Consider the following 25,946-nt stretch of genomic DNA (forward strand, 5'->3'; position numbering starts at 1 on the left):
CGACATCATGGAAACCGGGGTATCCCTGTCGACGGGATACCCCGGCTTCATGAAACTGGAGTGGATCACGGCGGCGCGTGATCAGCCCTTTTCCAGGTACTCCGCGCGGTCCTCGTCGACAAGTGCGGCCACCGAGGCGGCCAGCGCCGGATTGCGGGTCAGCTCCGGGTCGTCCTCGATCAGGGTGATCGCCTCGGCGCGGGCCTCGCGGATCAGGTCGGCGTCGCGTCGCAGCGACAGCAACCGCAGGTGCGAGCGGTGCCCGGACTGGGTGGCACCCAACACGTCGCCCTCGCGGCGCTGCTCCAGATCAAGCTCGGCGAGCTTGAAACCGTCGCTCGTGGACGCCACCGCGTCCAGCCGCTCCCGCGCCGACGAGCCCTCCGGCGCCTCGCTGACCAGCAGGCAGAGCCCGGCAGCGGCACCCCGGCCGACCCGGCCCCGCAACTGGTGCAACTGGGAGACACCGAACCGGTCGGCGTCCAGCACGATCATCACCGTCGCGTTCGGCACGTCCACGCCGACCTCGATCACTGTGGTCGCCACCAGCACGTCCAGGTCGCCGGCCGCGAAGGACCGCATCACCGCGTCCTTCTCGTCGGCCGGCAGCCGACCGTGCAGCACCCCGATCCGCAGGCCGTGCAGTGGACCCTCGGCCAGCAGCGGGGCCACCTCGGTCACCGCCAGCGGCGCCCGCCGGCCGTTGTCGTCCTCGGGTGGCGGTTCCTCCTCGGCGCCAGGGCCGTCCCCGATGCGCGGACACACCACGTACGCCTGGTGCCCGGCGGTCACCTCCTCGCGCAGCCGCCGCCAGGCCCGGTCCAGATAGGCCGGTTTCTCGGCGGCCGGCACCACGTGCGAGGCGATCGGCGACCGCCCCCGGGGCAGCTGGGAAAGCGTGGAGACCTCCAGGTCGCCGTAGACCGTCATCGCCACGGTGCGCGGGATCGGGGTCGCCGTCATCACCAGCACGTGCGGCGGCTGGTCGGCCTTGGCCCGCAGCGCGTCGCGCTGCTCCACGCCGAAGCGGTGCTGCTCGTCGACGACCACCAGGCCCAGGTCGGCGAAGTCGACCCCCTCGTAGAGCAGGGCGTGGGTGCCGAGCACGATGCCGGTCGCGCCGCTGGCCACCTCGCCGAGCGCCCGGCGGCGGGCCGCCGCGCCCAGCGAGCCGGTGACCAGCTCGACCCGGGTGGCGTGCTCGGCGGCGCCCAACTCGCCGGCCCGACCGAGCGGCCCGAGCAGGTCGAGCATGCCGCGGTGGTGCTGGGCGGCCAGCACCTCGGTGGGCGCCAGAAGCGCGGCCTGTCCGCCCGCGTCGACCACCTGGAGCATCGCCCGCAGCGCCACCACCGTCTTGCCCGAGCCCACCTCGCCCTGCAACAGGCGGTGCATGGGGTGCCCGGCGGCCAGGTCCGCCGCGATCTCCACGCCCACCTCGCGCTGGCCCGCCGTCAGCTCGTACGGGAGTCGGGCGTCGAAGGCTTCCAGCAGCCCGCCCGGGCGTGCCGGGCGGGGCCGGGCCGGCCAGTCGGCCGCCCGGTGCTTGCGCTGCACCAGGGTCACCTGGACGGCGAAGGCCTCGTCCCACTTGAGTCGCCGCCGCGCCTGGTGCAGCGCCTCCTTGCTGGACGGCCGGTGGATCTCGCTCAACGCGGCGCCCAACCCGACCAGCTTGCGACCGGCCCGCACGGCGTTCGGCAGTGGGTCGTCCGGCGGGGTGAACGTGTCCAGCACGACGCGCACGCAGCGCGCGATCACCCAGGTCGGCACGGCAGCGGCGGCCGGGTAGACGGGGATGAGCGCCCCGGCGAACTCCTCGATGTCGTCGTTGGCCGCCGCCTCGCCGTCGCCACCCTCGCCGAGCAGGACGTACTCCGGGCCGTTGAGCTGCCGTTTGCCCCGGAACTCGGTGACCTTGCCGGCGAACAGCCCCCACCGGCCGGGGCGCAGCTCCCGCTCGCGCCACGCCTGGTTGCCGAAGAAGGTCAACGTCAGCACCCCGCCGGAGCCGTCGCCGACGGTCACCTCCAGCAGGTTGCCCCGCCGCTGACGCATCGGGCGCACCGCGGTGCGCTGCACCTGAGCCAGCACGGTGACCTGCTCACCGACGTCCAGCGAGCGGATGTCGGTGTGCTCACCACGCTCGTCGTAGCGACGCGGGAAGTGGTAGACCAGGTCACCCGCGGTGTGCAGGTCGAGGTGTGCGGCCAGCGCCTTGGCTGTCTTCTCCCCGACCAGCTTCTTCAGCGGAGTGTCCACAGTGGCTGGTTCGCTCATTCGATCCCTACCAGGAGCGGATAAAACGGCTGGCCGCCCGGGTACGCGTGCACCTCGACGAACGGCCAGCGTCGCGCGACGTGCGCGCGGACGGCATCGGTGAGCCCGGCCGGCGCGTCCGCCCCGGCCAGCAGGGTGACCATCTCGCCACCACCGCCGAGCATCCGGTCGACCACCGCCGCGCAGGTGTCGGTGAGGTCGGTGCCGATCAGGTGCACCTCCCCCTCCACCAGCGCCAGCACGTCACCGGGACGGCACGGGCCGGCCACTGTCAGCGCCTCCCGGCTGGCGTGGCAGACCTCGGCGTAGCGGCAGGCGCCCGCCGCCTCGGCCATCGCGATCACGTCGTCCTCGAAGCGGCGGTCGCCGTCGCGGACCGCGAGGGCGGCCAACGCCTGCACGGGCGAGCGGGTCGGCACCACGCTCACCTTGATGCCGAAGCGGTGGGCCTCGCGGGCCGCCGCGCTCGCCACCGCCTCGGTGTTGGCGTCGTTGGGCAGCACCACCACCCGGGCCGCGCCGGTGCTGCGCACGGCGTCGAGCAACTCACCGGTGGACGGGTTGCCCGGCACCACTGTGGCCCCCTCCGCGGCGAACAGCTCGGCGATGCCGCCACCGGTGGCCACCACCACCGCGGCCCGGCCGGTCACCGCCGGGCCGGCGGGCGGCTCCGGCTGGTCGGCGAAACGGGTCACCGAGATCCGGTACGGACGGCCGGCAGCGACCCCGGCCTCGACCGCCGCGCCCACGTCGTTGACGTGCACGTGGACGTTCCAGGTGCCCTCCGGCTCACGCCCGTCGCCGACGACGACGAGCGAATCCCCCAACGCGTCCAGGGCCCGGCGCAACCCGGCGACCGCCTCGGCTCGGGCATCGAGCAGGAACTGCACCTCGTACGCGTACTCGTCGGAACCGGTCTCGCGGGCGACGGTGGCCGCCGGGCGGGCGGCGCGCGGCGGCGGCGCGGGCCGGGCCGTGCTCTCCCCGGTCAGCACCTCGACCAGGGCGTCGAGCAGCACGCAGAGCCCTCGGCCACCGGCGTCGACAACGCCCGCGCGGGCCAGCGCCGGCAGCTGCTCCGGGGTCCGGGCGAGCGCCTCGGCCGCCGCCCGGGCCGCGACGCCGGCCACCGCCGGCAGGTCGTCGCTGTCCGCGCCCTCGGCCGCCGCGGCGGCGGCCGCGACAACGGTGAGCAGTGTGCCCTCGACCGGCCGGGAGACCGCCGTGTACGCGGCGGCGGTGCCGGAGCGCAACGCGGCGGCCAACTCCCGGCCGCGCACCGCCGGCATCCCGGCGACCTGGTCGGCGAAACCCCGCAGGATCTGCGAGAGGATCACCCCGGAGTTGCCCCGCGCGCCCAGCAGCGCGCCCTGGGCCATCAGCCGCAGCGCGTGCCCGTGCGCGGTCGGCCCGCTGTCGGGCAGGGTGTCCAGATCCATGGCGAGGGCCTGCTGTGCCGAGGTGAGGGTGAGCACCAGGTTGGTGCCGGTGTCGCCGTCGGGCACCGGATAGACGTTGAGCTGGTCGATCTCGCCCTGGTGACGCTTCAGTGCGGCCAACCCGCCCGCACACCAGCGGCGGACCGCGGCGGCGTCGAGGGTGTCCAGCACGGGCAGAAGCCTACTGGCGCACACCGACACCCGTCGGACTCGTCCGGCGTGTCCGCCGTGCCCCGGGTCGGCACTGGCCACGGCGGGGACGGACCGCTCCGGTAGCCTTGCCGCCGGGCCGGCCCACCGTCGGGCGGACGGGCCCACGACCAGGCGTGAGCCGGGGCACGGGCGAGCGCCGGACCGGGCCGGTTGGCCGGGTCGGCGAGTCATCGGGTAACCTGACCAGGTTGCCCGGGCAGCACCTGCCGGCGACCTCATGAACGTATCAATCCCAGGAGTATCCCGTGGCTAGCGTGTGCGACGTCTGTGGCAAGGGACCGGGCTTCGGCCACAACGTGTCCCACTCGCACCGGCGGACCAACCGCCGCTGGAACCCGAACATCCAGTCGGTGCGTACCCCGGCCGGTGGCGGCAACACCAAGAAGTTGCAGGTCTGCACCTCGTGCATCAAGGCCGGCAAGGTCACCCGCGCCTGACGCGGTAGCACCCACCTTCTCGTTCGGCTCAGCCGGCGGACCCCGAGGGTCCGCCGGCTGAGTCGTGTGCGCGGCAGCCACCGCGCACCGCGCCGGCCCGGCCAGGCACGCCGAGGCCCGGCCCGCGGGTCAGAGGGTGCGGCCGAAGGAGATGCAGCCCTCCGCGTCCTTGTAGAAGCCGAAGTTCGGGATCCGCTCGTACCCGGCGGAGCCGTACATGGCGATCGCCTCGGGCTGCTTGTCGCCGCACTCCAGGACCACCCGCTTGCGGCAGTGCTCGCGGGCGGAGCGCTCGACGGCCGCCAACACCGCGCGGGCCACCCCCCGCCCCCGCGCCGCCGGCACCGTGTACATCCGCTTCAGCTCCGCGGTGTCCTCGCCGTGGCTACGCCAGCCACCGCAGCCGACCGGCTCACCGGCCAGGTAGGCGACGAGGAACGCGCCATCGGGCGGCTCGAACTCGGCCGCGTCCACCGGGGTGTCGTCGCCGGTGCCGCCGTAGCGGGCACCGAGGTCGGCCAGGGCGGCCTGGATCAGGTGCTGTGCCACCGGTGCGTCGAACCGCACCACCCGGATCTCGATCTCACTCACGGTGTCCAGCGTACGGCGGCGCCCGGGTCTCAGCGGAAGTGGTCCCAGCCGGCCGGGCCGTCGTAGCCGACCCCGTCGACGGTCACGCCGGCACCGTCCGTGACCAGGCCGATCGGCCGCCAGCCCGGCGGCAGCGGCACCGCCGGGGGGAAGGTAGCGGCCAGCGCGTGGTCGTCGCCACCGGCGAGGATCCAGGTGTACGGGTCGACGCCGAGTGCCTGCGCCGCGTCGGCCATCTGCCGGGGCACCTCGAACCCGTCCCGGCGTACGTCGATGGCCACCCCGCTGGCCGCCGCGATGTGCCCGAGGTCGGCGAGGAGCCCGTCCGAGATGTCGATCATGGAGGTGGCGCCGGACCGAGCGGCCTGCGGGCCGGCCTGGTAGGGCACCTGTGGCCGCCGGTACGCCTCGACCAGCAGCCTCGGGGTGCGGAACCCCCGGGTCAGCACTGTCAACCCGGCTGCCGCGTACCCGGTGCGCCCGGCCAGGGCGAGCACGTCCCCGGGTCGGGCGCCGGAGCGCAGCACGGGTGGGTGGCCCGCCAGGTCGCCCAGCGCGGTGACCGCGACGGTCAGGGTGGGGCTGGCCGACATGTCGCCGCCGACCACGCTCGCGCCGACCGTCGCCGCCTCCGCGGACAGCCCGTCGGCCAGCTCCTCCGCCCAGCCGGTGTCCAGGTCCGCCGGCATGCAGAGCGCGACCAGCAGGGCGGTCGGCGTGGCACCCATCGCCGCGATGTCGGCCAGGTTGGCCGCCGCCGCCCGGTGCCCGACGTCGCGGGCCGAGGACCAGTCCCGCCGGAAGTGCCGCCCGTCGACCAGCACGTCCGTGGACGCCGCCACCCGGCCGTCCGGCGCGGCCACCACCGCCGCGTCGTCGCCCGGGCCGAGCAGGGTCGTCGGCCCGTACGACAGCCGGGCGGTGACCTTCCCGATCAGCCCGAACTCCCCGATCCCGGACACGCCGACGCCACCGCGGGCGTCGCGCCCGTGCTGCCCGGCTCCGCCGTGCTCGCTCACCGCTGCTCCTTGACCACCGATAGGGATCAGACCTGGTCCGTAAGGTAGTTTCACCCTTCGGGCCGCTCCCGGGCGGCGACGGACGGAGGTCGAGTCGTGGTACAGGCGTACATCCTCATCCAGACCGAGGTCGGCCGCGCACGTGACGTGGCGGGTCTCATCGCGGACATCTCCGGCGTGGTTCGCGTCGACGCCGTCACCGGGCCGTACGACGTGGTCGTCCTCACCGAGGCGAACACCGTCGACGAGCTCGGCAAACTCATCGTCAGCAAGGTGCAGATGGTGCCCGGCATCACCCGCACCCTCACGTGTTCGGTGGTGCGGCTGTAAGTGGACGAGTTGACATCATCCTCCTCCGCGGTGGACGACGACGGTGCGCGCGACGCGACCGACGGCACGTCCGGGCCGGCTGACGGTAACGGTGAGCCGACCGATCCCGCCGCCGCCGCGCCGGCCGGCCGCGATCGGACCATGCGGGGCGCTGCCCTGCTGGCCACGGTGATAGCCCTGCCGATCACGCTGCTGGTGGCCGTGTTGGCCTTCAACAAGCTCAGCCCGGACACTCCGGCCGCCGCGCCGAGCCCCTCGGCGACCACCGCCCGGGTGCAGTCCACCGCCCCGGTGGAGATGGCCGCCCCGGCGCTGGCCGCCCGCCCGGCCACGGTCTGCCGGGCGCTGCTGTCCCAGCTCCCGGCGAGCATCCGCGACCTGGCCCAGCGGCCGGTCACCGCCGGCCCGGAGCAGAACGCCGCGTACGGCGACCCCGCGCTCACCGTGGCCTGCGGCGGCACCGAGCCGACCTTCCCCAGCACCGACGAGGTCTGGACGGTCAACGGGGTCTGCTGGCACCTTGCCGAACAGGCCGACGACGCGGTGCTCTCCACTGTCGACCGGGAGACGCTGATCACGGTGCGCGTCCCGGGCGCGTACGAGCAGCCGTTGCAGTGGTTGCCGGCGATCTCCAGCACGATCGTGGCGAGTGTGCCCTCCGGCGGGGCCATCCCGTCCGGCTGCCAGCGCTGAGCACGAACCGACCCCGCCCGCACCGGCTGAGCCGCGCGGGCGGGGTCGGACGGCTCAGTGCAGGCCGACGCCGCGCCGCTGGGCGGTACGGATCAGGCGGTTGACCAGCTTCGGGTACTCCAGGCCGGAGGCAGCCCACATCCGCGGGAACATCGACGTCGGGGTGAAACCGGGCATCGTGTTGATCTCGTTGAGGTAGACGTCCAGCTCGGGAGTGACGAAGAAGTCGGCGCGGGCCAGACCGGCGCAGTCCAGTGCGGTGAACGCGCGGACCGCGTACTCCTGCACCTGACGGGTCACCTTGTCCGGCAGGTTGGCCGGAATGTCGTACTCGCAGGAGTCGTCGAGGTACTTCGCCTCGAAGTCGTAGAAGTCGTGGTCGGCGACGACCCGCACCTCGGCCAGCACTGACGCCTCGGGCGCACCACCGGCCTCGCCCTCCAGCACCCCGCACTCGATCTCGCGGCCGACGATCGCGGCCTCGATGATGACCTTCGGGTCGAACTGCCGGGCGGCGGCGACCGCCGCGTCCAGCTGCGCCCAGTCGGTGACCTTGTTGACGCCGAACGACGACCCGGCCCGGGACGGCTTGACGAAGACCGGCAGGCCGAGCCGCTCCTTGTCCTGCTCGCTGAGGGTCATCCCGTTGCGCAGCACGGCGTACGAGCCGACCGGGATGCCCTCGACGGCGCAGAGCTTCTTGGTGAACTCCTTGTCCATGGCGGCGGCGGAGGCGAACACGTTCGCCCCGACGTAGGGGATGCCGGCCATCTCCAGCATTCCCTGGATGGTGCCGTCCTCGCCGTACGTGCCGTGCAGCACCGGGAAGACCACGTCCACGTCGGCGAGCGCCCGGGGGCCCTCGGTCGGGTCGAGCACCATCAGGCCGTTGCCGGTGGGGTCGGCGCGCAGCACGATGTCGTCGCCGGAGTCGGCGGTGATCTCGGGGAGCTGACGGGCGTTGATCGCGAGCTGGGCGGGATCGCCGTTGGTCAGCACCCACTGGCCGGCCCGGGTGATGCCCACCGGCACCACCTCGAACTCGTCCGGGTCGAGTGCGCCGAACACGCTGCCGGCGCTGACACAGGAGATGCCGTGCTCCGGGCTGCGGCCGCCGAAGACGATCGCCACGCGGGTCTTGCCTGGGGTGGTCACTCCGGTCACCTCTTCGTACGCGACTGCGGCTGGTCGTGCTCGCCGGTGGCGCTCACCCGGTTGACCTTACTGTGCGTGGCGGAAGGGCGAGGCGATACCCGGCGAGCCACGGCACGACACGGCAACTGGTCATCAGAGGATATACGGTGCGTAACCGGGAGGTAGCGCTGTCGCAGGCCGCTGACCTGGGTCTGCGCTCAGTCCCGGGAGTGCCGGCGACCGACCGCTATCACCTTCACCCGCTGCCGGCCGGCCCGCACCATGCCCAGCGCCATGAACGCGCCGGCGATGCGGTCGGCGGCCTCCCGGCTGCTGGCCCCGACGACCTGCCGGCGCCGCTCCGGCGCGACCCGCTCGTTGCGGTTGACGCCCTCGACCGGGCGCACGTCGGTGAGCACCACGAGGAAACGGGTCATCGCGCGCCGACCGAGGGTACGGCGGGGGGCTCCGGGCGGGTTCGCACGTCGTCTCCTTCCGGCAGGCCGGGATGGCGGGGCGGCACGCGACGATCGGGTACGGGGGAGAAACCCGATCGCCGCGCGCCCCATCCCCTCCGGTCGCTCACCACCACCGTCGCCACGACAACCGGCGGTGAGGACGCCATAACAGATTGACACGTGTACAGCCGTGAATGCAACTCTCATCGACGTTGTCTCATGCAGACGTTCCCGCAAATGTGTGCGACCATCGATGCATGGCCCCGAAGACCGCCCGCGCCCGCCGGCTCGGCATCGCCCTGCGCCACCACCGGGAAGCCGCCGGGCTGACGCTGGAGACCGCGGCGGATGAGATCAACAGCACCCGCAGCACCCTCTCCCGGTACGAGAACGCCCAGACCCTGATCAGCCCGGCCACCGTGCGCGCCCTGCTCACGTCGTACGGGGTGAGCGCCGAGGAGGTGGCCGCGGCGGTGCAGCTGGCCAAGGACGCCCGCAAGCCGGGCTGGTGGGTGTCGTACTCGTACCTGCTGGACCCCCGCACCATCGACTTCATCGCGCTGGAGGCCGAGGCGACAGCCATCGCCAACTTCGAGCCCTCGGTGGTGCCCGGCCTGTTGCAGACCGCTGACTACATCCGTGGCGTGATGCGCGGCGGGCCGCACACCCTCGGCGACGACCTGGTCGAGCAACGGGTCAAGATCCGGCTCGACCGGCAACAGCGGCTCACCGCCGACCAGCCGCCCATCCTCGACGCGATCATCGACGAGGGCGCGCTGCTGCGCCCGGTCGGTGAGCAGTCGGTGATGAACGGGCAACTACGGCACCTGGTCAAGATGGCCGAGTTGCCGAACATCACCGTCCAGGTGATCCCGCTCTCCGCCGGCTACCACCGGGGCACCCGGGGTTCCCTGCACATCCTGGAGTTCGCCGACCCGGAGGACCCGATCATCGCGTCGGTGGAAACCGTCGCAGGTCAGATGATCCTCGACCGCGCCGGTGAGACGCGTACCTGCACCAAGATCATGGAGCATCTCCGTAGCGTGGCGCTCAGCCCGGCGGACAGCCGCGAGATGCTCCTGTCAGTCCTGAAGGGACGGTAGGACCGATGACACCGATGATCACAGCGGCGTTGGCCGCGGCGGCCTGGCGCAAGAGCAGCCGCAGCGGCGACGAGGGCGCCTGCGTGGAGGTTGCCGCGATACCGAGGCTGGTGGCCGTCCGCGACTCCAAGGACCCGGCCGGCCCGGCGCTGCTGTTCCCCACGGCGGCCTGGGCCGCCTTCGCCCAGGCGCCACCCCAGCGCTGACCAGACGTGCCTGAGCCGGCGTGGGTCGAGGGCCCGCGCCGGCTTCAGGCAACCAGCGGGCGGGGCTCCGGAGCGGCGCGCAGCGCCTCCAGCGCGGCGATCGCGACGCCCCGGGCGCCGGCCATGTCCCGGTCCGGCACCAACGCGAAAGTGGCCACCGCCGCCTGCTCCTCACGGAGCACCGTGTGCTCGCGGACCGTCGCCAGGAACCAGTCCCGGAACTCCGGCGCCGCCTCGACCACGCCACCGCCGACGAAGTACGCGTGCGGGTCGGTGAAGTTCGCCGCCACCGTGAACAGCCGTCCCAACGCCATCGCCTGCTGGGTGAACAGGTCCCGCGCGAGGGCGTCTCCCCGTTCGCCGTAACCGCGCACCAGCTTGGCCGCCCGGGCCACCGGCTCGGCGACGAGCGGATGGTCGGGGTACCGGGTCAGCCAGTACGGCAGCAGGTTGCGTTCGATGCCGGTCAACGAGGCGACGCTCTCCACGTCACCGGTGAAGCCGCAGGCGCAGGTGGGGTCCGGCTGGCCCGGGCCGAGCAGCCCGGTCAGCGGGATGTGCACATGGCCCAGCTCCCCCGCCATGCCTGCCGCACCGGCGATCACCCGACCGCTCTCGACCACCCCGCCACCCAGGCCGGTGCCGACGATCGCGGACACCGACGAACGGCTCATCGCCTCGGCACCGAAGTAGACGTGGTGGGCGTAGAGCGCTGCCGCGTTGCCGTCGTTGTGGTAGATCACCGGCAGGCCGAGCCGTCGCTCCAACGCACCCCGCACGTCGAAGCCGCGCCAGGCCGGTTGGGAGAAGTTGGTGGAGCCCCGCGAGGAGATGACACCCTCGGCGCTGGCCGGGCCCGGAGTGTCCAGCCCGACCGCCCGGACCAGGTCACGCGGCACGCCGGTCTGCGCCAGGGCGCCGTCCAGCGCCCGGGCCAACGCCTCGATCGCCGCCTCCGGCCCGGCCCCCACCTCGCTGGGGATCTCCAACAGCCCGTCCACCAGGAAGCGACCGTCCACCGTCAGCACGGTGGCGTTGTTGCTGGTGCCGCCGTTGTCCAACCCGACGACCACCGGCACCCCTGCGCTGCCCACCGAAACCGCCTCCCGCCGTCATGAGTGTGAGCCGAGGCTAGTGCCAACCCCTCTCCCCCGCCACGCCCCGCCCCGCCCTCCCCGCGATCTTGCACTTACTGTCCCGACATAAGGTCCATTCGGCTCGTAACGTCAACCGAAACTGCAAGATCGCCGGGGTATGGGGGTGGGGACTCAGGGGCGGCGGGCCGTTAGGGCGGTGGCGTCCCGGGTCTCGTCCTGGTGGACGGTGGGGATCAGGCCGGCTTTCTGGAATGACTCGCAGAGGGCGTCCACCTGGGTCGTACCGACCTCGACCACCAGGTGGCCGCCGGGGGCCAGCCAGTCGGCCGCGTCGCTGCCCACCCGACGCAGCACGGAGAGCCCGTCCGGGCCACCGTCGAGCGCCACCGGGGCCTCGTGCAGTCGTGCCTCCGGCGGCATCAGCGCCACCGCGTCCGTCGGCACGTACGGGGCGTTGGCGACCACCAGGTCGAGCCGGCCCCGCCACCGCCGGGGCAGCGGATCGAACAGGTCGCCCTCGTACACCTCGGCGTTCAGCCCGACGACGTTGCGGCGGGCACAGGCCACGGCCGTCGGGTCGATGTCGGCGGCGGCCAGCCAGCGCGGCGCGAGCCGGTGCGCCAGCGCGACAGTGGTGGCCCCGGAGCCGCAGCAGAGGTCGACCACGGCCGGCGCCGGACCGGTCACCTCGGCCGCCGCCTCGACCAGCAGGGCGGTGCGGGCACGCGGGACGAAGACGCCCTCGTCGACGGCGATCCGCAGGCCGCAGAACTCCGCCCAGCCGAGCAGATACTCCAACGGTTCGCCGGCCACCCGGCGGGCGGTCAGGTCGGCCAGCGCCGCCGGGGTGTCCGCCGCGGCCAGCAGCAGGTCTGCCTCGTCCTCGGCGTACACGCAGCCGGCGGTGCGCAGCCGGTGCACGAGGGCAGGACGGTCGGTGGGGAACGGTGGTGCCATGGGAATCCTCCGGGAAACGCTCGCCGGCGCTCCCGTGGCCGCTATCGCGGCAGGAACACGGGAGGAAGGGCCGGTCCTGTCTGTGCGCGGATCGGACTCACCTCCTCCGGTCGGGGCCGCCGGTGCGGCCGTCGACACCCTAGCTCAGACCGGCCCGGCCACGTCCAACGCGGCGGCGATGTCGGCCACCAGGTCCGCGGTGTCCTCCGCGCCACAGGAGAGCCGGACGAAGCCGGGAGCGGTGTCGTCGCCCCACTGCGCCCGCCGGTCCGCCGTGGTGTGCAGGCCACCGAAGGAGGTCGCCGCCGCCACCAGCCGGGCGGCCTCGATGAATCGGCCCACCCGGTCGGCGTCGCCCAGGTCGAACGAGAGCACCCCCGGTATCCGGTGCATCTGCGCCGAGGCCACCGGGTACGCGGGGTCGTCCGGCCGCCCCGGCCACCGCAGGCCGGTGACGTCCGAGCGGCCGGCGAGCAGGTCGGCGACCGCTGCGGCGTTCGCGCTCTGCCGCGCCAGCCGCAGGTCGAGAGTGGCCAGTGACCGGTGGGCCAGCCAGGCGTCGAACGCGCCCGGTACCGCCCCGGTGGTGGTCCGCCAGGTCGTCACCGCGTCGATCAGCTCGGCGGATCGGCTGGCCAGATAGCCCAGCAGCAGGTCGGAGTGGCCGGTGAGCGCCTTCGTACCGGAGGCGACCACCAGGTCGGCGCCGAGGTCCAGCGGGCGCTGACCGAGCGGGGTGGCCGTGGTGTTGTCCACCGCGAGCAGCGCGCCGGCGGCGTGCGCCCGCTCGGCGAGGGCGGCCACGTCGACCACGTCCAGGCCCGGGTTGGCCGGCGTCTCCACCAGCACCAGCCGGACGCCCTCGAACGACGGGTACGGCCCGACGGTCGGCACGAACAGCACCCGGACGCCGATGGCCTCCAGCACATCGGTGGCGAACGCCCGGACCGGGAAATATCCGTCGCTGGGCAGCACCACGGTGTCCCCCGGCCGCAGCAGGGTGAGCAGCAGGCCGGTGATGGCCGCCTGACCGGTCGCGAAGACCCGGCAGTCACCACCCTCCAACTCGCCCACCGCCGCCTCCAGCAGCCGCCGGGTCGGGTTGTCGGGGCGGCCGTAGCCGTTCGGCGACGTGCCCTGACCCTGGAACGGGTCGAGGTGGTACGGCGCGGCGAAGACCGGTCCGGGCAGGAACGAATCCCCCGGTGCCGGCTCGGGCAGTCCCGCGCGGACGCACCGCGTGCCGTCTCCCCACTCGCTCATCGGGTTCCTCACTCGTACGACTCGGGTTTGGCGGTGCGGCTCATCAGGGTCTCCACGGCGAGGCGCGGGTCCATCCCCTCGTGGCAGATCCGCTCGACGTGCTCGGTGATCGGCATCTCCACGCCGTGCGCCCGGGCCAGGTCGCGGATCGCCAGGCAGCTCTTCACACCCTCGGCGGTCTGCCGGGTGGCGGCCTGGGCCTGTTCCAGCGTCTCCCCCCGGCCCAGGTGCTCACCGAAGGTGCGGTTGCGGGCCAGCGGGGACGAGCAGGAGGCGACCAGGTCGCCCATGCCGGCGAGACCGGCGAAGGTGATCGGGTCCGCGCCGAGCGCCACGCCCAGCCGGGCCGTCTCGGCCAGCCCACGGGTCATCAGCATGGCCCGGGTGTTGTCGCCGAAGCCCATCGCGGTGGCGATGCCGTACGACAGGGCGATCACGTTCTTGACCGCCCCGCCCAGCTCACAGCCGATCACGTCGTCGTTGGTGTAGGGGCGCAGGTACGGCGTCCGGATCGACGACTGGACGAGCGTGGCACGGGCGCTGTTCGTCCCGGCGACCACTGTCGCGGCGGGCTGCTCGACGGCGATCTCCGGGGCCAGGTTCGGGCCGGACACGACGACCACCCGGTCCGCGGCGACCCCGGCGGTCTCCACGATGACCTCGCTCATCCGCTTGGTGGTGCCCAGCTCGATGCCCTTCATCAGCGACACCAGGGTGGAGTCCGGGTGCAGGTGCCCGGCCCATTCGGCGAGGTTGCCGCGCAGCGTCTGCGACGGCACCGCCAGCACCACCACCTCGGCTCCGGTGATCGCCTCGGCGGCGTCGGTGGTGGCGGTGACGCGGGCGGGCAGCAGCAGGCCGGGCAGGTACTCCGGATTGCGGCGCTCGGCCCGGATGCTCTCGGCGACCGGCGCGCGGCGGGCCCACACCGTCACGTCCCGCCCCGCGTCAGCGAGGATCTTGGCGAAGGCGGTGCCCCAGGAACCCGCACCGAGCACCGCGACGTGACCGCTCATGCCGCGTCGTCCCGCTGCTCACGGCCGACGGTGGACCGGGCCGGTCGCTCCCACAGTGGCGGCGGGGTACCGCCACGGATCTCGGCGAGCATGTCCCGCAGCCGCAACATGATGGTGTCCGTCATCTCCTCGAGGGTGGCCCGGGTCGGCTGGGCGTCCGCCCACCGGCTCAGGTCGATCGGTTCCCCGGCGGCAACGGTCACCGGGATCCGGGGGCGCAGGCTGACGCGGGTCGTCCTCGGGTCGAAGATCCGTTCCGGCCCCCACATCACCACCGGTACGACCGGGGCGCCGGTGGCCAGGGCCAGCCGGGCCGCACCGGTCTTGGCCTTCATCGGCCAGAGCTCCGGCTGTCGTGTGGTGGTGCCCTCAGGGTAGATCACCACCGCGCCGCCCTCGTTGAGCGCGGCGACCAGGGCGTCCAGCGAGCGGACGGCGTCCACGGTGCCCCGCTCGACCGGGATCTGCCGGCACCGGTGCAGGATCCAGCCGACCACCGGCACCCGGAACACGCTGGCCTTGCCCAGGTACTGCGGCCAGCGCCCGGAGTCGTAGATGAAGTGCGCGGAGACCAGCGGGTCGGCGTGGGAGATGTGGTTCGCCACGATGATCATGCCGCCGTCGCGGCGGAGATGCTCCTGACCACGCCAGGTACGCCGGGTCCAGACGATCATCACCGGCTTCACCAGCCCCACGGCGAACCGTTGCCAGAACCCCAGCCTCCGCCGTGCCACTGTGCCTCCTCGTCGCGCCGCAACCCCGCCGCGAAATCCCGCCCGCGACACCCGCAGCGGAAATCATGCCTGCTCGCCCCCGGTACGGCCAGCGAGGGTCCCGTCGTCCGGCTGGCAGGATTGCGGACGTGAGTCAGCCGAGGTGGGCAGTGGTGGTGCCGGTGAAGCCGCTGGCCGCGGCCAAGAGTCGGCTGCGCGGCGCGCTGCCCGGCGTACCGCACGAGGAGTTGGCGCTGGCCCTCGCGGCCGACACGCTCCGCGCGGTGCTGGCCTGCCCGGCGGTCACCGAGGTCCTGGTGGTGACCGACGACGCCCGGGTGGCGGCGGCGGCACGGGCGGCCGGCGCGCGGGTGCTGCCGGACGAGCCGAACGCCGGCCTGAACGCCGCGTTGCGGCACGGGGCGGCCGGGGCCCGCGGCTGGGTGGCCGGGATCACCGCGGACGTGCCGGCGCTGCGCCCGACCGAACTGACCGGCGCGCTGCTCGCGGCGCGGAACAGCCGACCCACGGTCCGCCGGTTCCTGCCGGACACACCCGGCGAGGGAACGGTGCTGCTCACCGCTCCGCCGGGGAAACCGCTGGACCCTCGTTTCGGGGTGGGTTCGGCGCTCGCGCACGCGGCGAGCGGGGCGTTGCCGCTCGACGGCGACTGGCCCAGCCTGCGCCGGGACGTGGACACCGCCGCGGACCTGGCCGAAGCCGACCGGCTCGGGCTGGGGCCGCGCACGGCCGCGCTGGTGGCCGCCAGCCGCCCGGCCCGCGCCACCGGCTGAGCCTGCCCCGCCCCGCTCCGCGGGCTGACCCTGCCCCGCCCGCTCCGTGGGCTGACCCTGCCCCGCCCGCTCCGTGGGCTGACCCTGCCCGGGCCGCGCCACCGGCCGGACCCCCGGTGTACGGTGCCAGCATGCAGGGCACTGTGGCCAGCTACGACGCGGCGACGCGCAGCGGTGTGCTGCTGCTCGACGACGGCACCGAGATGCGCTTCCCCGCGCGGGCCTTCGACGCCTCCGGGCTGCGGCTTCTCCGCCTCGGGCAGCGGGTTCGCATCGACACCGATCCCGACGGCGAGGTTGTCCGGGTGACATTGCCGACGATGATCTGACCCGGCGGGCCCAAGTTCATTTTGCGTTTACCGTAATCGGGTGATTATGAGCGGGTGAGCACCCCTCGCGAGCAACCGGCCCGCCCGCCCGCCACCAACCTCCGCAACGGCTCCACCGCGCGCGGCGCCGATGGGCGTTTCCGTCCGTCCCGCGCCGAACGCGCCGGCGCCGCCCGCGCCGACACCCTCGCCGACGACCCCGGCGCCGCCTCCTCCGGCCTGGACGAGGTCATCGACCCGGTGCCGCAGACCGAGGCGGACGGTCCGGCCGCCGGTGCGGTCCAACCGGTCGGATCGACAGCCGCCCGGCTGGCGGACGACGACGAGCCCCCGGCCCCGCCGCTGCCGGAGGACCGGTTCCTCAACCGGGAGCTGTCCTGGCTCGACTTCAACGCCCGGGTGCTCACCCTGGCCGAGGACCAGCGCACCCCGCTGCTGGAGCGGGCCAAGTTCCTGGCCATCTTCGCCAGCAACCTCGACGAGTTCTACATGGTGCGCATCGCCGGGCTGAAGCGGCGGCTCTCCGCCGGCCTGCCGGTACGCGGCGGGGACCGGCTGCCACTGCGTACCCAGTTGGAGCTGATCGCCGAGCGGACCGCCGCCCTGGTCGCCCGGCACGCCGCCTGTTTCGTCGACGACGTGCTGCCCAAACTCGCCGACGAGAGCATCCGGATACTGCGCTGGGGCGAGTTGGGCGACCCCGAACGGGAACGGCTGCGCACCTACTTCCGGGAGCACATCTTCCCGGTGCTGACCCCGCTCGCGGTGGACCCGGCGCACCCGTTCCCGTACATCTCGGGGCGGTCGCTGAACCTGGCGGTGGCGGTTCGTGACCCGGACGGCGGTTCGGAGCTGTTCGCCCGGGTCAAGGTGCCGAACAACGTGCCCCGTTTCGTCCGGGTGGACCGGGACCAGCCGGGCGTCCGGATGCTGCCCGTGGAGGACCTGATCTCGGTGCACCTGGGGCAGCTGTTCAGCGGCATGCAGGTGGTCGAGTGCCACCTGTTCCGGGTCACCCGCAACGCCGAGGTGGAGGTCGACGAGGACCGCGACGAGGATCTGCTCCAGGCCCTGGAGCGGGAGCTGGCCCGGCGGCGGTTCGGCCCGCCGGTCCGGCTGGAGGTCGCCGCGTCCATCTCCGACCACATGTTGGAGCTGCTCGTCCGCGAGCTGGACATGGACGACCAGGACGTGCTGCGGGTGCCCGGCCTGCTGGACCTCTCCGCGCTGTGGCAGGTCTACGGCGAGGCGGACCGGCCGGACCTGAAGGACCCGCCGTTCGTGCCGGCCACCCATCCCCGCCTCGCCGAGGGCGAGGTGCCGCGCAGCGTCTTCTCCACCCTGCGCGACGGCGACATCCTGGTGCACCACCCGTACCACTCGTTCGCCACCAGCGTGCAGCGCTTCATCGAGCAGGCCGCCGCCGACCCGAACGTGCTGGCCATCAAGCAGACCCTCTACCGCACCAGCGGCGACTCCCCGATCGTCGACGCGCTCGTCGACGCGGCCGCCGCCGGCAAGCAGGTGGTGGTGCTGGTGGAGGTGAAGGCCCGCTTCGACGAGGTGGCCAACATCGGCTGGGCCCGCACGCTGGAACGCGCCGGCTGCCACGTGGTGTACGGCCTGGTCGGCCTGAAGACGCACTGCAAGACCGCGTTGGTGGTCCGGCAGGAGGGCAACCAGATCCGCCGCTACTGCCACATCGGCACCGGCAACTACCACCCGAAGACGGCCCGACTGTACGAGGACTTCGGCATGCTCACCGCCGACCCGGAGATCGGTGCCGACCTCACCGACCTGTTCAACGTGCTGACCGGGTACAGCCGGCAGACCGCGTACCGGCGGCTGCTGGTCGCGCCGCAGGGCATCCGCAGCGGGCTGATCGAGCGGATCGAACGGGAGATCTCGCACGTCCGCCTGGGCATGCCCGGCCTGGTCCAGTTCAAGGTCAACTCGCTGGTCGACGAGGGGGTGACCGACGCGCTGTACCGCGCCTCCCAGGCCGGCGTCCACGTCGACCTGCTCATCCGGGGCATGTGCACGCTGCGCCCCGGGGTGCCGGGGTTGTCGGAGAACATCCGGGTCCGCTCGATCCTCGGCCGGTTCCTGGAACACTCCCGGGTCTTCCGGTTCGGCAACAACGGTGAGGCCGAGTTCTGGATGGGCTCGGCCGACCTCATGCACCGCAACCTGGACCGTCGGGTGGAGGCGCTGGTGCAGGTGAGCGACCCGATCGCCCGCGCCGAACTGGACCAGGTGCTCACCGCCGCGATGAGCCCCGAAGTGGACGCGTTCGAGCTGGCCGGGGACGGCACCTGGACCCGGCGTACCGGCGGTGACGACACCGCCCGGGAGCATCTGCAGGAACTGTTGCTGCGCCGCGTCGGTGGCACGGCCAGCTGACCGCGCAGCGCATAGGCTGAGCTGATGGTCGAGGAGGAGCAGAAGTACGAGGTGGACGACGCCTACGTGCTGCCGGACCTGGCCGGTGCCGCCCCGGCCGGAGGTCGGGTCCGGGCACTGCCACCGGTGACGCTTGTCGCCCGCTACCTCGACACCGTCGACCTGCGGCTGGCCCGGGCCGGTGCGTCGCTGCGCCACCGGCGGGGCGACGAGCTGCCCTGGACGGTGAAACTACCGACCGGGACGCCGGGCGTCCGGCACGAGATCTCCCGGCCCGGGCCGAAGCGGCAGCCGCCACCGGAGCTGGTGGAGTTGGTCACCGTCCTGCACCGGGGGGCGCCACTGGCACCGGTGGCGGTGGTCCGCACGGTGCGGCACGCGTACGAGGTGTGCGACCGGGCCGGCACGGTGCTCGCCGAGGTGGTGGACGACCGGGTGACGGTGCTCGACGACGCCGGCACCACCACCGACACGTTCCGCGAGGTGGAGGTGGAGCGCAAGGCCGGCGACCGGGAGCTGCTCGACCGGGTCGGTGAGGTGCTGCGCCAGGCTGGCGCCCGGGGCGGGTCGTTCACACCGAAGCACGTACGGGCGCTGGGCGCGGCAGCGCGGGCCGAGCCGGACCTGGTCGCGCCGGCCGGGCTGACCGCCGAGCCGAGAGCCGGTGAGGTGGTGACCGAGTCGGTCCGCAAGGAGGTCCGCCGGCTGTTGGCGCACGACCCGCTGGTCCGGCTGCGCGCCTCGGCCGCCGGTGACGACACCGCCGTGCACCAGATGCGGGTGGCCTGTCGACGCCTGCGCAGTGATCTGCGCACCTTCAAACCGTTGCTGCGCAAGACCTGGTCGCGCCCGCTGCGCGCCGAGCTGCGATGGTTGGCCGGGGTGCTCGGGGCGGCCCGCGACGCCGAGGTGCTTCGCGCGCGGCTGCGTCGTACCGCCGACGCCGATCCGCTGAGCCCGCTCGACCCGGGTGCTGTGGACCGGCTCGACGAGGTGCTCGCCGAACGGCAGCGGCGGGCGTTCACCGCCATCGACGAGATGCTGCGCTCCGCGCGTTACCTGGCCCTGGTGGACTCCCTGGTGCTGGCCGCCCGCGCGCCCCGACTCACCGGCCGGGCGGCCGCGCCCGCCACCGAGGCGCTCCCCGCGCTGGTGGCGCGCCAGTGGCGGCGGTTGACCGGGCCGGACGGCGTCGACGGGCTGGACGCGCAGTCGCCGGACGACCGCTGGCACGCCGTCCGCAAGGAGGGCAAGCAGGCCCGGTACGCGGTCAACGCGGTGGCCCCGACGGTCGGCAAGGGCGCGCGCCGGTTGTCCCGCGCCCTCGCCCGGGTCCAGGACGTGCTCGGCGAGCACCAGGACGCGGCGGTGGCGGCGGACACCTGGCTGGAGATCGCCGCCGCGCGGCCGGACGACCACGAGCTGGCGGTCACCGCCGGGCGGCTGGCCGAACGGGAACGCGCCTCGGTGCGCCGGGCGCGGGATCGCCTGCCGGCTGCCTGGCACCGGGCCACCCGGCGACGGCGGACCAGTTGGCTGCCGTGACCGGCATTCGGGCCGCCGGCGGGGTGGCCTGGCGGCCGACCGACGACGGCGTACGCGTCTGCGTGGTGCACCGCCCCCGCTACGGCGACTGGACACTGCCGAAGGGCAAACTCGAACCCGGCGAGCACGCGCTGGCCGCGGCGGTCCGTGAGGTGGCCGAGGAGTCCGACGTGCGGGGTGTGCCGCAGGTGCGGCTGCCCTCGGTGCGCTACCGCAGCGAGGGGCAGCCCAAGCTGGTCGACTACTGGTCGATGCTCGCGGTGGCCAGCGGCGGTTTCCAACCGGACACCGAGGTGGACGACATCCGCTGGCTCGCTGTCGACGACGCGATCCGGTTGGTCAGCTACCCGCACGACGCCGAGGTGTTGGCGGCGTTCGCCGCGCTGCCGTCGGTGACGGCGACGATCGCTGTGGTCCGGCACGCGCACGCCGGTAAGCGGGCCACCTGGTCCGGCCCGGACGTCGGACGCCCCCTGGACGCCGAGGGGTGGGCCCAGGCGGCCGCACTGGCCGAGCTGATCGCCCTGATCCGACCGGCCCGGCTGGTGTCGGCGTCGCCGCGACGGTGCGTGCAGACCCTCGACCCGGCCGCCGCGTTGCTCGACCTGCCGATCGAGGTCTGCGGCGACCTGGACGAGCCGCAACCCGGCCAGCAGAGCGACGAGCAGATCCTGGCCACCGCCGCCCGGCTGCTGGAGTTGGCGGGCACTGGTGGGCAGGCGGTGGTGTGCAGTCAGGGCAAGGTCCTGCCCGGTGCCCTGGAGCGGCTGACCGGCCGTACCGATGAGGACTTCGCCACGCCGAAGGGCGGCGGCTGGCTGCTCGCCTTCGCCGGCGACCGGCTGCTGGCCACCGACCGCCTGTAGGGCCTGCGTTCGCCCGGGCCCGGCCCCGGTCAGCGGGGCGGCAGGGTCACCGTCACCGCGACCGGCAGGTGGTCGCTGGCCGTGCTGCGCGGCGCGACCGGATCAGCGGGGGTCAGCTGGGGCGAGACGAAGATGTGGTCGATCTGCTGGCGCGGGTCGTCCGCCGGGCTGGTCGCCATCGGTCGGGCGGTGGCCAACGCGTCGACCAGGCCCGCCCTGGTGAACTCCGTGAACGCCTCGTCGCCCGGTTCGGTGTTCAGGTCGCCTCCCACCACCAAGGGCCGACCGGCCGCGTACCGGATGGCGAAGTCGGCGACCGCGCGGGCCTGGACCACCGGTCCGGTGTCCGGCGGCGGTTGCAGGTGGGTGCTGACCACCGCGGTACGGACACCGTCGCCGAGGTCCAACGTGACCGCGAGGGCCTGCGCTCCGGTGGGCGCGCCGACGGCGGCCAGCGGCAGGCTGCGCGGATCGCGCACCGGCCAACGGCTGAGCACCGCGTCACCCCAGACCGGGTCGGCGGCCGGCCCGAAGACGTACGGCATCCCGAGCCGGTCGGCCAGCAGGTCCAGGGTGTCGTGCCCGCCGTTGAGCAGCCACGCCCGGTCCACCTCGCTGAGCAGCACCACATCGGGCCGTTGCCGGTCGACGACCTCGGCGAGGCCGGTCAGGTCGAACCGGCCGTCGAGCCCGAAACCCATCCGGATGTTGTACGCCACCACCGTCAACCGTTGCGGTGGGCCGTCCCGGTTGCTGGCCACCGGTACCTCGTCGGCGAGCACGGGTGCCAGCAGTGCCAGCGAGGTGACAGCGGCGGTGGCCCGTAACGGCGGGAACGGGCCGGGAAGCCGGTGGGCGACGGGACGGGCGGTGAACGCCACGGCGGCGATCAGCACGGCCACCACCACTGGCACCGCCGCGTTGGGGTAGCCCAGGTCGTAGGCCGAGTAGTAGCCGACCGCCCCGAGCGCGAAGACGAGCATGCCGGCGGCTACCGCGTACCCCCGGCGGGAGGCGCTGGCGTCCGCGGCGTCGCTGGTGTCGTCGGTGCTGTCGTCGGTCAGGGCGAGGCACGCACCGAGACCGACCGCGGCGAGGAGGATGGCCGGCAGGAGCAGGTCACCCCGGTCGAGGGCGAACAGCACCGCGCCGGTGAGCAGCGTCGCCGGACCGTACGCCCGGCCCCACCCTCGTGGCGGGCGGGTCAACGCGGCGCCCAGGAACCCGGCGACCGCCACCGGCACCGGTGCCAGGCCGAACAACGGCGAACGGGCCACCCCGTCCCCGACCAGGTACGACATCCCGGTCCGGGCCAGCGCCGGGGAGAGCGCCACCATCGCGGCCAGTAGCAGCGCGGGCCCGGCCACCAGCCAGGCCCGGCCACCACCGGGGCCCCCACGGGCGTCAGCGGGACCGTCAGGGCCGTCAACGGTGCCGGTACGGGCGGCATCGGCGCCGCCGCGCTGGCCCGGTTGCGCCGTGCCGACCAGGAACACCGTCACCGCGACGACGCTGAGCAGCCAGGCCACCCAGTCGCCCCGCCAGACCAGGTCGACGGTGTCGAGCACCGCGTGCACCGCCGCGTTGACAGCGAACCCCAACGCCAGGCCCGGGACCGGTCGAACGGTGTCGGCGGCGACGGCGACCAGCCAGACCAGGCCGGCGAGCAACCCGGCGGTGGCCACCCAGAGCTGGGTACGCCCACCGGGGGCGGCGGTGAGGGTGAGCCGGGCGACGGCGAGTGCGACGGCGGCGACGACAGTGACCGGGCGGGCGCCGACTCGGCGGACCATCGCGGGTGCGCCCAGCGCGAGCACGAACCAGCCGAGGGCGAACGCCCCCATCAGCTCGGCGGGGGTGGACGCCGCCTGACCGAAGATGGTGATGATGCCGGGCAGCCAGACCCGCAGCACGTCGATGAGGAGGAGCACGCCCAGCGCGAGCGTTCCGGTGGTGAGCTGGCGGTAGCGCACCGGCGCCCCACTTCCCGTCGACGGGCCGGCGGAGGGGGCCGGCACGGCGATTCTGCGCGAGCGAGGCAACCGGGTCAACGGTCCCCGTACGCGCGAAGCCGGTCCCGTACGCGCGAAGTTGGCCCCTGGCACGCCGAAAGGGCGCCCACCCACTGGTGGACGCCCTTGCGGAGCGGGTCGGTCAGCGCTTGCTGGCCGCCTTCTTGGCCGGAGCCTTCTTCGCCGGCGCCTTCTTGGCCGCCGTGCTCTTGCTCGCCGACGCGGTGGTCTTCTTCGCCGCGGTCGACCGGGTCGCCGCGGCGGTCTTCTTCGCCGCGGTCGTCTTCTTGCTGGCGGCCGTCTTGGTCGCCGTGGTGCTCTTGCTCGCCTTGGCCGGGGCGGTCTTCTTGCTGGCGGCCGTCTTGGTCGCCGTGGCGGTCTTGCTGGCCTTGGCCGGGGCGGTCTTCTTGCTGGCCGCCTTGGCCGTGGTGGCCTTGGTGCCCGTGGCCTTCGCGCCGGTCGCCTTCGCGCCGGCCGCCTTGGCCGTGGTGGTGCTGGTGGCGGCCTTCTTCGTCGCCACCGTGGCCTTCGGCACCTTGCCGCTGGCCACCATCTCCTTGAACCCGGCGCCGGGGCGGAAGGTCGGGACTGATGTCTTCTTGACCTTCACCGCCTCGCCGGTACGCGGGTTGCGCGCTGTTCGTGCGCCACGCACACGCTTTTCAAATGCTCCGAATCCGGTGATCGCCACCTTCTCGCCCTTGGTGACCGCCGCCTGGACCTCGGTGAGGACCGCGTCGAGCGCGGCCGTCGCCATCTTCCGGTCCCCCAGGCGAACGGCGAGCGCCTCGATGAGCTCGGCCTTGTTCACGACTTCCTCCCGATTGTGCAACTGACTCGTCGCGAGCCATTCTGCGCGCACGGTATGCCCTGTGCTGCCGGGACACAAACATTCGGTAGAAAAAAGCCCTTGTGTCGTAACGGATTCACCCCCACCGGTTGGACCGATGGGGGTGAAATCCGCTGTGCGAGCGACCTAACGGCTATGCCACGGAGGGCAGGAACGGCAGTCGGCGCGCCTCGTAGGAGTCGATGTCGGCGGCGTGCCGGAGGGTGAGTCCAATGTCGTCGAGGCCTTCCAGCAGGCGCCAACGGCTGAAGTCGTCCAGCGGGAACGACCAGCTCGCATCCCCCGCCCGGAGCTGGCGGGCGGTCAGGTCGACGGTCACCGGGGTGCTCGGATCCTCCTCGACCAGGTCCCACAACTCTTCGACGGCTTTCAATTCCAACTCGACCGGCAACAGACCTTCCTTGAGGGCGTTGCCGCGGAAGATGTCACCGAAGCGCGGGGCCACCACGGCGCGGAAGCCCCAGTCCCGTAGCGCCCAGACGGCGTGCTCCCGGGAGGACCCGGTGCCGAACTCCGGGCCGGCGATGAGGATCGACGCCCCGGAATAGTTTTCATCGTTGAGCACGAATGTCGGATCTTCCCGCCAGGCACTGAACAGCCCGTCGGCGAATCCGGTCCGGGTCACCCGCTTGAGGTACACGGCGGGGATGATCTGATCGGTGTCCACGTTGGACCGGCGCAGCGGCACGGCGGTGCCGGTGTGGGTGGTGAACTTGTCCATCTCGTCGGTCCCTTCTACAGGTCGGCGGGGGCGGCCAGCCGGCCGACCACGGCGGTGGCGGCGGCCACCGGCGGGGAGACCAGGTGGGTACGCCCACCCCGGCCCTGACGGCCCTCGAAGTTGCGGTTCGAGGTGGAGGCGGAACGCTCGCCCGGCTTCAGCGTGTCGGGGTTCATGCCGAGACACATGGAGCAGCCGGCGAACCGCCACTCGGCTCCGGCGTCGGCGAAGACCTTGTCCAGCCCCTCGGCCTCGGCTGCCTCGCGCACGGCGGCGGAGCCCGGCACCACGAGCATCCGGACGCCGTCGGCGACCCGGTGACCCCGCAGCACGTCGGCGGCGGCCCGCAGGTCCTCCAGGCGACCGTTGGTGCAGGACCCCACGAAGACCACGTCGATGGGCAGTTCCCGCAGCGGGGTGCCGGGGCGCAGGTCCATGTACTCCAGAGCGCGGCGGGCGGCGGCGCGCTCCGAGTCGGTGGTGAACTCCTCCGGGTCCGGCACCGGGGCGCTCAGCGGCGCGCCCTGCCCGGGGTTGGTGCCCCAGGTGACGAACGGGGTGATCTGGCTGGCGTCCAGGGTCACCTCGGCGTCGAAGCGCGCCCCCTCGTCGGTGGGCAGCGTCCGCCACCACGCCACCGCCGCGTCCCAGTCCGCGCCCTGCGGCGCGTTCGGGCGACCCTTGAGGTACGCGAAGGTGGTCTCGTCGGGCGCGATCATGCCGGCCTTGGCGCCCCACTCGATGGACATGTTGGCGATGGTCATCCGCCCCTCCATGGAGAGGGCACGGATCGCCTCGCCGCGGTACTCGACGATGTGCCCGCGACCCCCACCCGTGCCCACCTGCGTGATCAGCGCGAGCACCAGGTCCTTGGCGGTCACGCCGGGCGCGAGGCGACCGGTGACGTTCACGGCCATCGTCTTCGGCCGGCTCTGCGGCAGCGTCTGGGTGGCCAGGACGTGCTCCACCTCGCTGGTGCCGATGCCGAAGGCGAGCGCGCCGAAGGCGCCGTGGGTGGCGGTGTGTGAGTCGCCACAGACGATCGTCAGACCCGGCTGGGTGAGACCGAGCTGCGGGCCGATCACGTGCACGATGCCCTGGTTGTCGTCGCCGAGCGGGTGCAGCCGCACCCCGAACTCGGCGCAGTTGCGGCGCAACGTCTCGATCTGCGTACGCGACGTCGGGTCCGCGATGGTGAGCAGGTCACCACGGCGGAGGCGGAAGGCCGGGTCGGCGTACCCGGTCGGGGTGTTGTGGTCCTCGGTCGCGAGGGTCAGGTCGGTACGACGCACCCGGCGCCCGGCGAGCCGCAGCCCGTCGAACGCCTGCGGGCTGGTCACCTCGTGCAGCAGGTGCAGGTCGATGAAGAGCAGGTCCGGCTCACCGGCGGCGGACCGTACGACGTGCGCGTCCCAGACCTTCTCGGCCAGGGTCCTCGGCTCAGGAGTGACTCCCACCATCTGGACATCCTAAATTC

At 73.3% G+C, this 25,946-nt stretch carries 25 protein-coding genes; 10 read left to right on the forward strand and 15 right to left on the reverse strand.

Annotation, left to right across the window (positions count from 1 at the left end):
- Positions 1-81: 81 nt before the first annotated feature.
- Together recG and AB0C03_RS03935 are read right to left on the reverse strand one after the other, a co-directional pair.
- Positions 82-2,280: an ATP-dependent DNA helicase RecG gene (recG, locus tag AB0C03_RS03930; protein WP_357634045.1), complete on the reverse strand. Its 2,199-nt coding sequence runs from the start codon at positions 2,278-2,280 to the stop codon at positions 82-84.
- The gene (locus AB0C03_RS03935; protein ID WP_030335297.1) at positions 2,277-3,890 is read right to left on the reverse strand and encodes a DAK2 domain-containing protein; all 1,614 of its coding nucleotides are present in this window, start codon (positions 3,888-3,890) and stop codon (positions 2,277-2,279) included. Before AB0C03_RS03935 ends, recG begins: the two co-directional genes overlap by 4 nt.
- 287 nt (positions 3,891-4,177) lie before the next feature.
- On the opposite strand from AB0C03_RS03935, the gene rpmB reads away from it, so the two are divergent.
- The gene (rpmB, locus tag AB0C03_RS03940; RefSeq protein ID WP_007456456.1) at positions 4,178-4,369 is read left to right on the forward strand and encodes a 50S ribosomal protein L28; all 192 of its coding nucleotides are present in this window, start codon (positions 4,178-4,180) and stop codon (positions 4,367-4,369) included.
- A gap of 129 nt (positions 4,370-4,498) precedes the next feature.
- Here rpmB and AB0C03_RS03945 read toward each other — a convergent pair whose 3' ends face one another.
- On the reverse strand, positions 4,499-4,960 hold the full coding sequence (locus tag AB0C03_RS03945; protein WP_210862029.1) for a GNAT family N-acetyltransferase: 462 nt from the start codon (positions 4,958-4,960) through the stop codon (positions 4,499-4,501).
- A gap of 29 nt (positions 4,961-4,989) precedes the next feature.
- A complete protein-coding gene (locus AB0C03_RS03950) occupies positions 4,990-5,979 on the reverse strand; it encodes a thiamine-phosphate kinase (RefSeq protein ID WP_210865760.1) in 990 nt (329 codons plus the stop codon).
- Between the two features lie 96 nt (positions 5,980-6,075).
- Here AB0C03_RS03950 and AB0C03_RS03955 point away from each other — a divergent pair, with 96 nt between their 5' ends.
- Both AB0C03_RS03955 and AB0C03_RS03960 read left to right on the forward strand, forming a co-directional pair.
- The gene (locus tag AB0C03_RS03955) at positions 6,076-6,309 is read left to right on the forward strand and encodes an Lrp/AsnC ligand binding domain-containing protein (protein WP_030335303.1); all 234 of its coding nucleotides are present in this window, start codon (positions 6,076-6,078) and stop codon (positions 6,307-6,309) included.
- A gap of 30 nt (positions 6,310-6,339) precedes the next feature.
- On the forward strand, positions 6,340-7,002 hold the full coding sequence (locus tag AB0C03_RS03960) for a DUF3515 family protein (protein WP_307857823.1): 663 nt from the start codon (positions 6,340-6,342) through the stop codon (positions 7,000-7,002).
- A 54-nt stretch (positions 7,003-7,056) separates the two neighbouring features.
- On the opposite strand, the gene AB0C03_RS03965 is transcribed toward AB0C03_RS03960, so the two are convergent.
- Together AB0C03_RS03965 and AB0C03_RS03970 are read right to left on the reverse strand one after the other, a co-directional pair.
- Positions 7,057-8,157: a D-alanine--D-alanine ligase family protein gene (locus AB0C03_RS03965; protein WP_030335307.1), complete on the reverse strand. Its 1,101-nt coding sequence runs from the start codon at positions 8,155-8,157 to the stop codon at positions 7,057-7,059.
- Between the two features lie 197 nt (positions 8,158-8,354).
- A complete protein-coding gene (locus AB0C03_RS03970; protein WP_030335309.1) occupies positions 8,355-8,573 on the reverse strand; it encodes a hypothetical protein in 219 nt (72 codons plus the stop codon).
- Positions 8,574-8,851: 278 nt separating this feature from the next.
- On the opposite strand from AB0C03_RS03970, the gene AB0C03_RS03975 reads away from it, so the two are divergent.
- Together AB0C03_RS03975 and AB0C03_RS03980 are read left to right on the forward strand one after the other, a co-directional pair.
- Positions 8,852-9,697, forward strand: coding sequence for a helix-turn-helix domain-containing protein (locus AB0C03_RS03975; RefSeq protein ID WP_030335311.1), 846 nt, complete (start codon positions 8,852-8,854; stop codon positions 9,695-9,697).
- Positions 9,698-9,702: 5 nt separating this feature from the next.
- Positions 9,703-9,903 carry a DUF397 domain-containing protein gene (locus tag AB0C03_RS03980; protein WP_030335312.1) on the forward strand — a complete coding sequence of 67 codons (201 nt, stop codon included), beginning with the start codon at positions 9,703-9,705 and terminating at the stop codon, positions 9,901-9,903.
- Between the two features lie 44 nt (positions 9,904-9,947).
- Here AB0C03_RS03980 and AB0C03_RS03985 read toward each other — a convergent pair whose 3' ends face one another.
- The 5 genes from AB0C03_RS03985 to AB0C03_RS04005 all read right to left on the reverse strand — a co-directional run bounded on the left by AB0C03_RS03985 (position 9,948) and on the right by AB0C03_RS04005 (position 14,970).
- The gene (locus AB0C03_RS03985; RefSeq protein ID WP_210865759.1) at positions 9,948-10,997 is read right to left on the reverse strand and encodes an ROK family protein; all 1,050 of its coding nucleotides are present in this window, start codon (positions 10,995-10,997) and stop codon (positions 9,948-9,950) included.
- Between the two features lie 174 nt (positions 10,998-11,171).
- Complete coding sequence (locus AB0C03_RS03990; RefSeq protein ID WP_210865758.1) at positions 11,172-11,957, reverse strand: putative protein N(5)-glutamine methyltransferase; 786 nt, start codon at positions 11,955-11,957, stop codon at positions 11,172-11,174.
- A 144-nt stretch (positions 11,958-12,101) separates the two neighbouring features.
- The gene (locus tag AB0C03_RS03995) at positions 12,102-13,220 is read right to left on the reverse strand and encodes a cystathionine gamma-lyase (RefSeq protein ID WP_210865757.1); all 1,119 of its coding nucleotides are present in this window, start codon (positions 13,218-13,220) and stop codon (positions 12,102-12,104) included.
- An 8-nt stretch (positions 13,221-13,228) separates the two neighbouring features.
- On the reverse strand, positions 13,229-14,236 hold the full coding sequence (locus AB0C03_RS04000; RefSeq protein WP_210860954.1) for an NAD(P)H-dependent glycerol-3-phosphate dehydrogenase: 1,008 nt from the start codon (positions 14,234-14,236) through the stop codon (positions 13,229-13,231).
- Complete coding sequence (locus tag AB0C03_RS04005; protein WP_210865756.1) at positions 14,233-14,970, reverse strand: lysophospholipid acyltransferase family protein; 738 nt, start codon at positions 14,968-14,970, stop codon at positions 14,233-14,235. The genes AB0C03_RS04000 and AB0C03_RS04005 overlap by 4 nt, the downstream gene beginning before the upstream one ends.
- A gap of 128 nt (positions 14,971-15,098) precedes the next feature.
- On the opposite strand from AB0C03_RS04005, the gene cofC reads away from it, so the two are divergent.
- The 5 genes from cofC (at position 15,099) to AB0C03_RS04030 (ending at position 20,886) form a co-directional block, all read left to right on the forward strand.
- On the forward strand, positions 15,099-15,743 hold the full coding sequence (gene cofC, locus AB0C03_RS04010) for a 2-phospho-L-lactate guanylyltransferase (protein WP_210865755.1): 645 nt from the start codon (positions 15,099-15,101) through the stop codon (positions 15,741-15,743).
- A 131-nt stretch (positions 15,744-15,874) separates the two neighbouring features.
- Positions 15,875-16,072, forward strand: a complete 198-nt coding sequence (locus AB0C03_RS04015; protein ID WP_030335323.1) for a cold-shock protein — start codon at positions 15,875-15,877, stop codon at positions 16,070-16,072.
- A 54-nt stretch (positions 16,073-16,126) separates the two neighbouring features.
- Complete coding sequence (locus tag AB0C03_RS04020) at positions 16,127-18,475, forward strand: RNA degradosome polyphosphate kinase (protein WP_210865754.1); 2,349 nt, start codon at positions 16,127-16,129, stop codon at positions 18,473-18,475.
- Positions 18,476-18,499: 24 nt separating this feature from the next.
- Positions 18,500-20,020, forward strand: coding sequence for a CYTH and CHAD domain-containing protein (locus AB0C03_RS04025; protein ID WP_357634057.1), 1,521 nt, complete (start codon positions 18,500-18,502; stop codon positions 20,018-20,020).
- The gene (locus AB0C03_RS04030) at positions 20,008-20,886 is read left to right on the forward strand and encodes an NUDIX hydrolase (protein ID WP_210865752.1); all 879 of its coding nucleotides are present in this window, start codon (positions 20,008-20,010) and stop codon (positions 20,884-20,886) included. The genes AB0C03_RS04025 and AB0C03_RS04030 overlap by 13 nt, the downstream gene beginning before the upstream one ends.
- 29 nt (positions 20,887-20,915) lie before the next feature.
- Here AB0C03_RS04030 and AB0C03_RS04035 read toward each other — a convergent pair whose 3' ends face one another.
- From AB0C03_RS04035 to leuC, 4 genes are all read right to left on the reverse strand, one after another.
- Complete coding sequence (locus AB0C03_RS04035; RefSeq protein ID WP_357634061.1) at positions 20,916-22,904, reverse strand: endonuclease/exonuclease/phosphatase family protein; 1,989 nt, start codon at positions 22,902-22,904, stop codon at positions 20,916-20,918.
- A gap of 136 nt (positions 22,905-23,040) precedes the next feature.
- A complete protein-coding gene (locus AB0C03_RS04040; protein ID WP_030335333.1) occupies positions 23,041-23,709 on the reverse strand; it encodes an HU family DNA-binding protein in 669 nt (222 codons plus the stop codon).
- Positions 23,710-23,881: 172 nt separating this feature from the next.
- Positions 23,882-24,469 carry a 3-isopropylmalate dehydratase small subunit gene (leuD, locus tag AB0C03_RS04045; protein ID WP_030335334.1) on the reverse strand — a complete coding sequence of 196 codons (588 nt, stop codon included), beginning with the start codon at positions 24,467-24,469 and terminating at the stop codon, positions 23,882-23,884.
- Between the two features lie 14 nt (positions 24,470-24,483).
- On the reverse strand, positions 24,484-25,929 hold the full coding sequence (leuC, locus tag AB0C03_RS04050) for a 3-isopropylmalate dehydratase large subunit (protein WP_030335336.1): 1,446 nt from the start codon (positions 25,927-25,929) through the stop codon (positions 24,484-24,486).
- Between the last annotated feature and the right edge of the window lie 17 nt (positions 25,930-25,946).

The organism is Micromonospora parva (assembly GCF_040649675.1).
GTDB classification, from domain to species: Bacteria; Actinomycetota; Actinomycetes; order Mycobacteriales; family Micromonosporaceae; genus Micromonospora; species Micromonospora parva.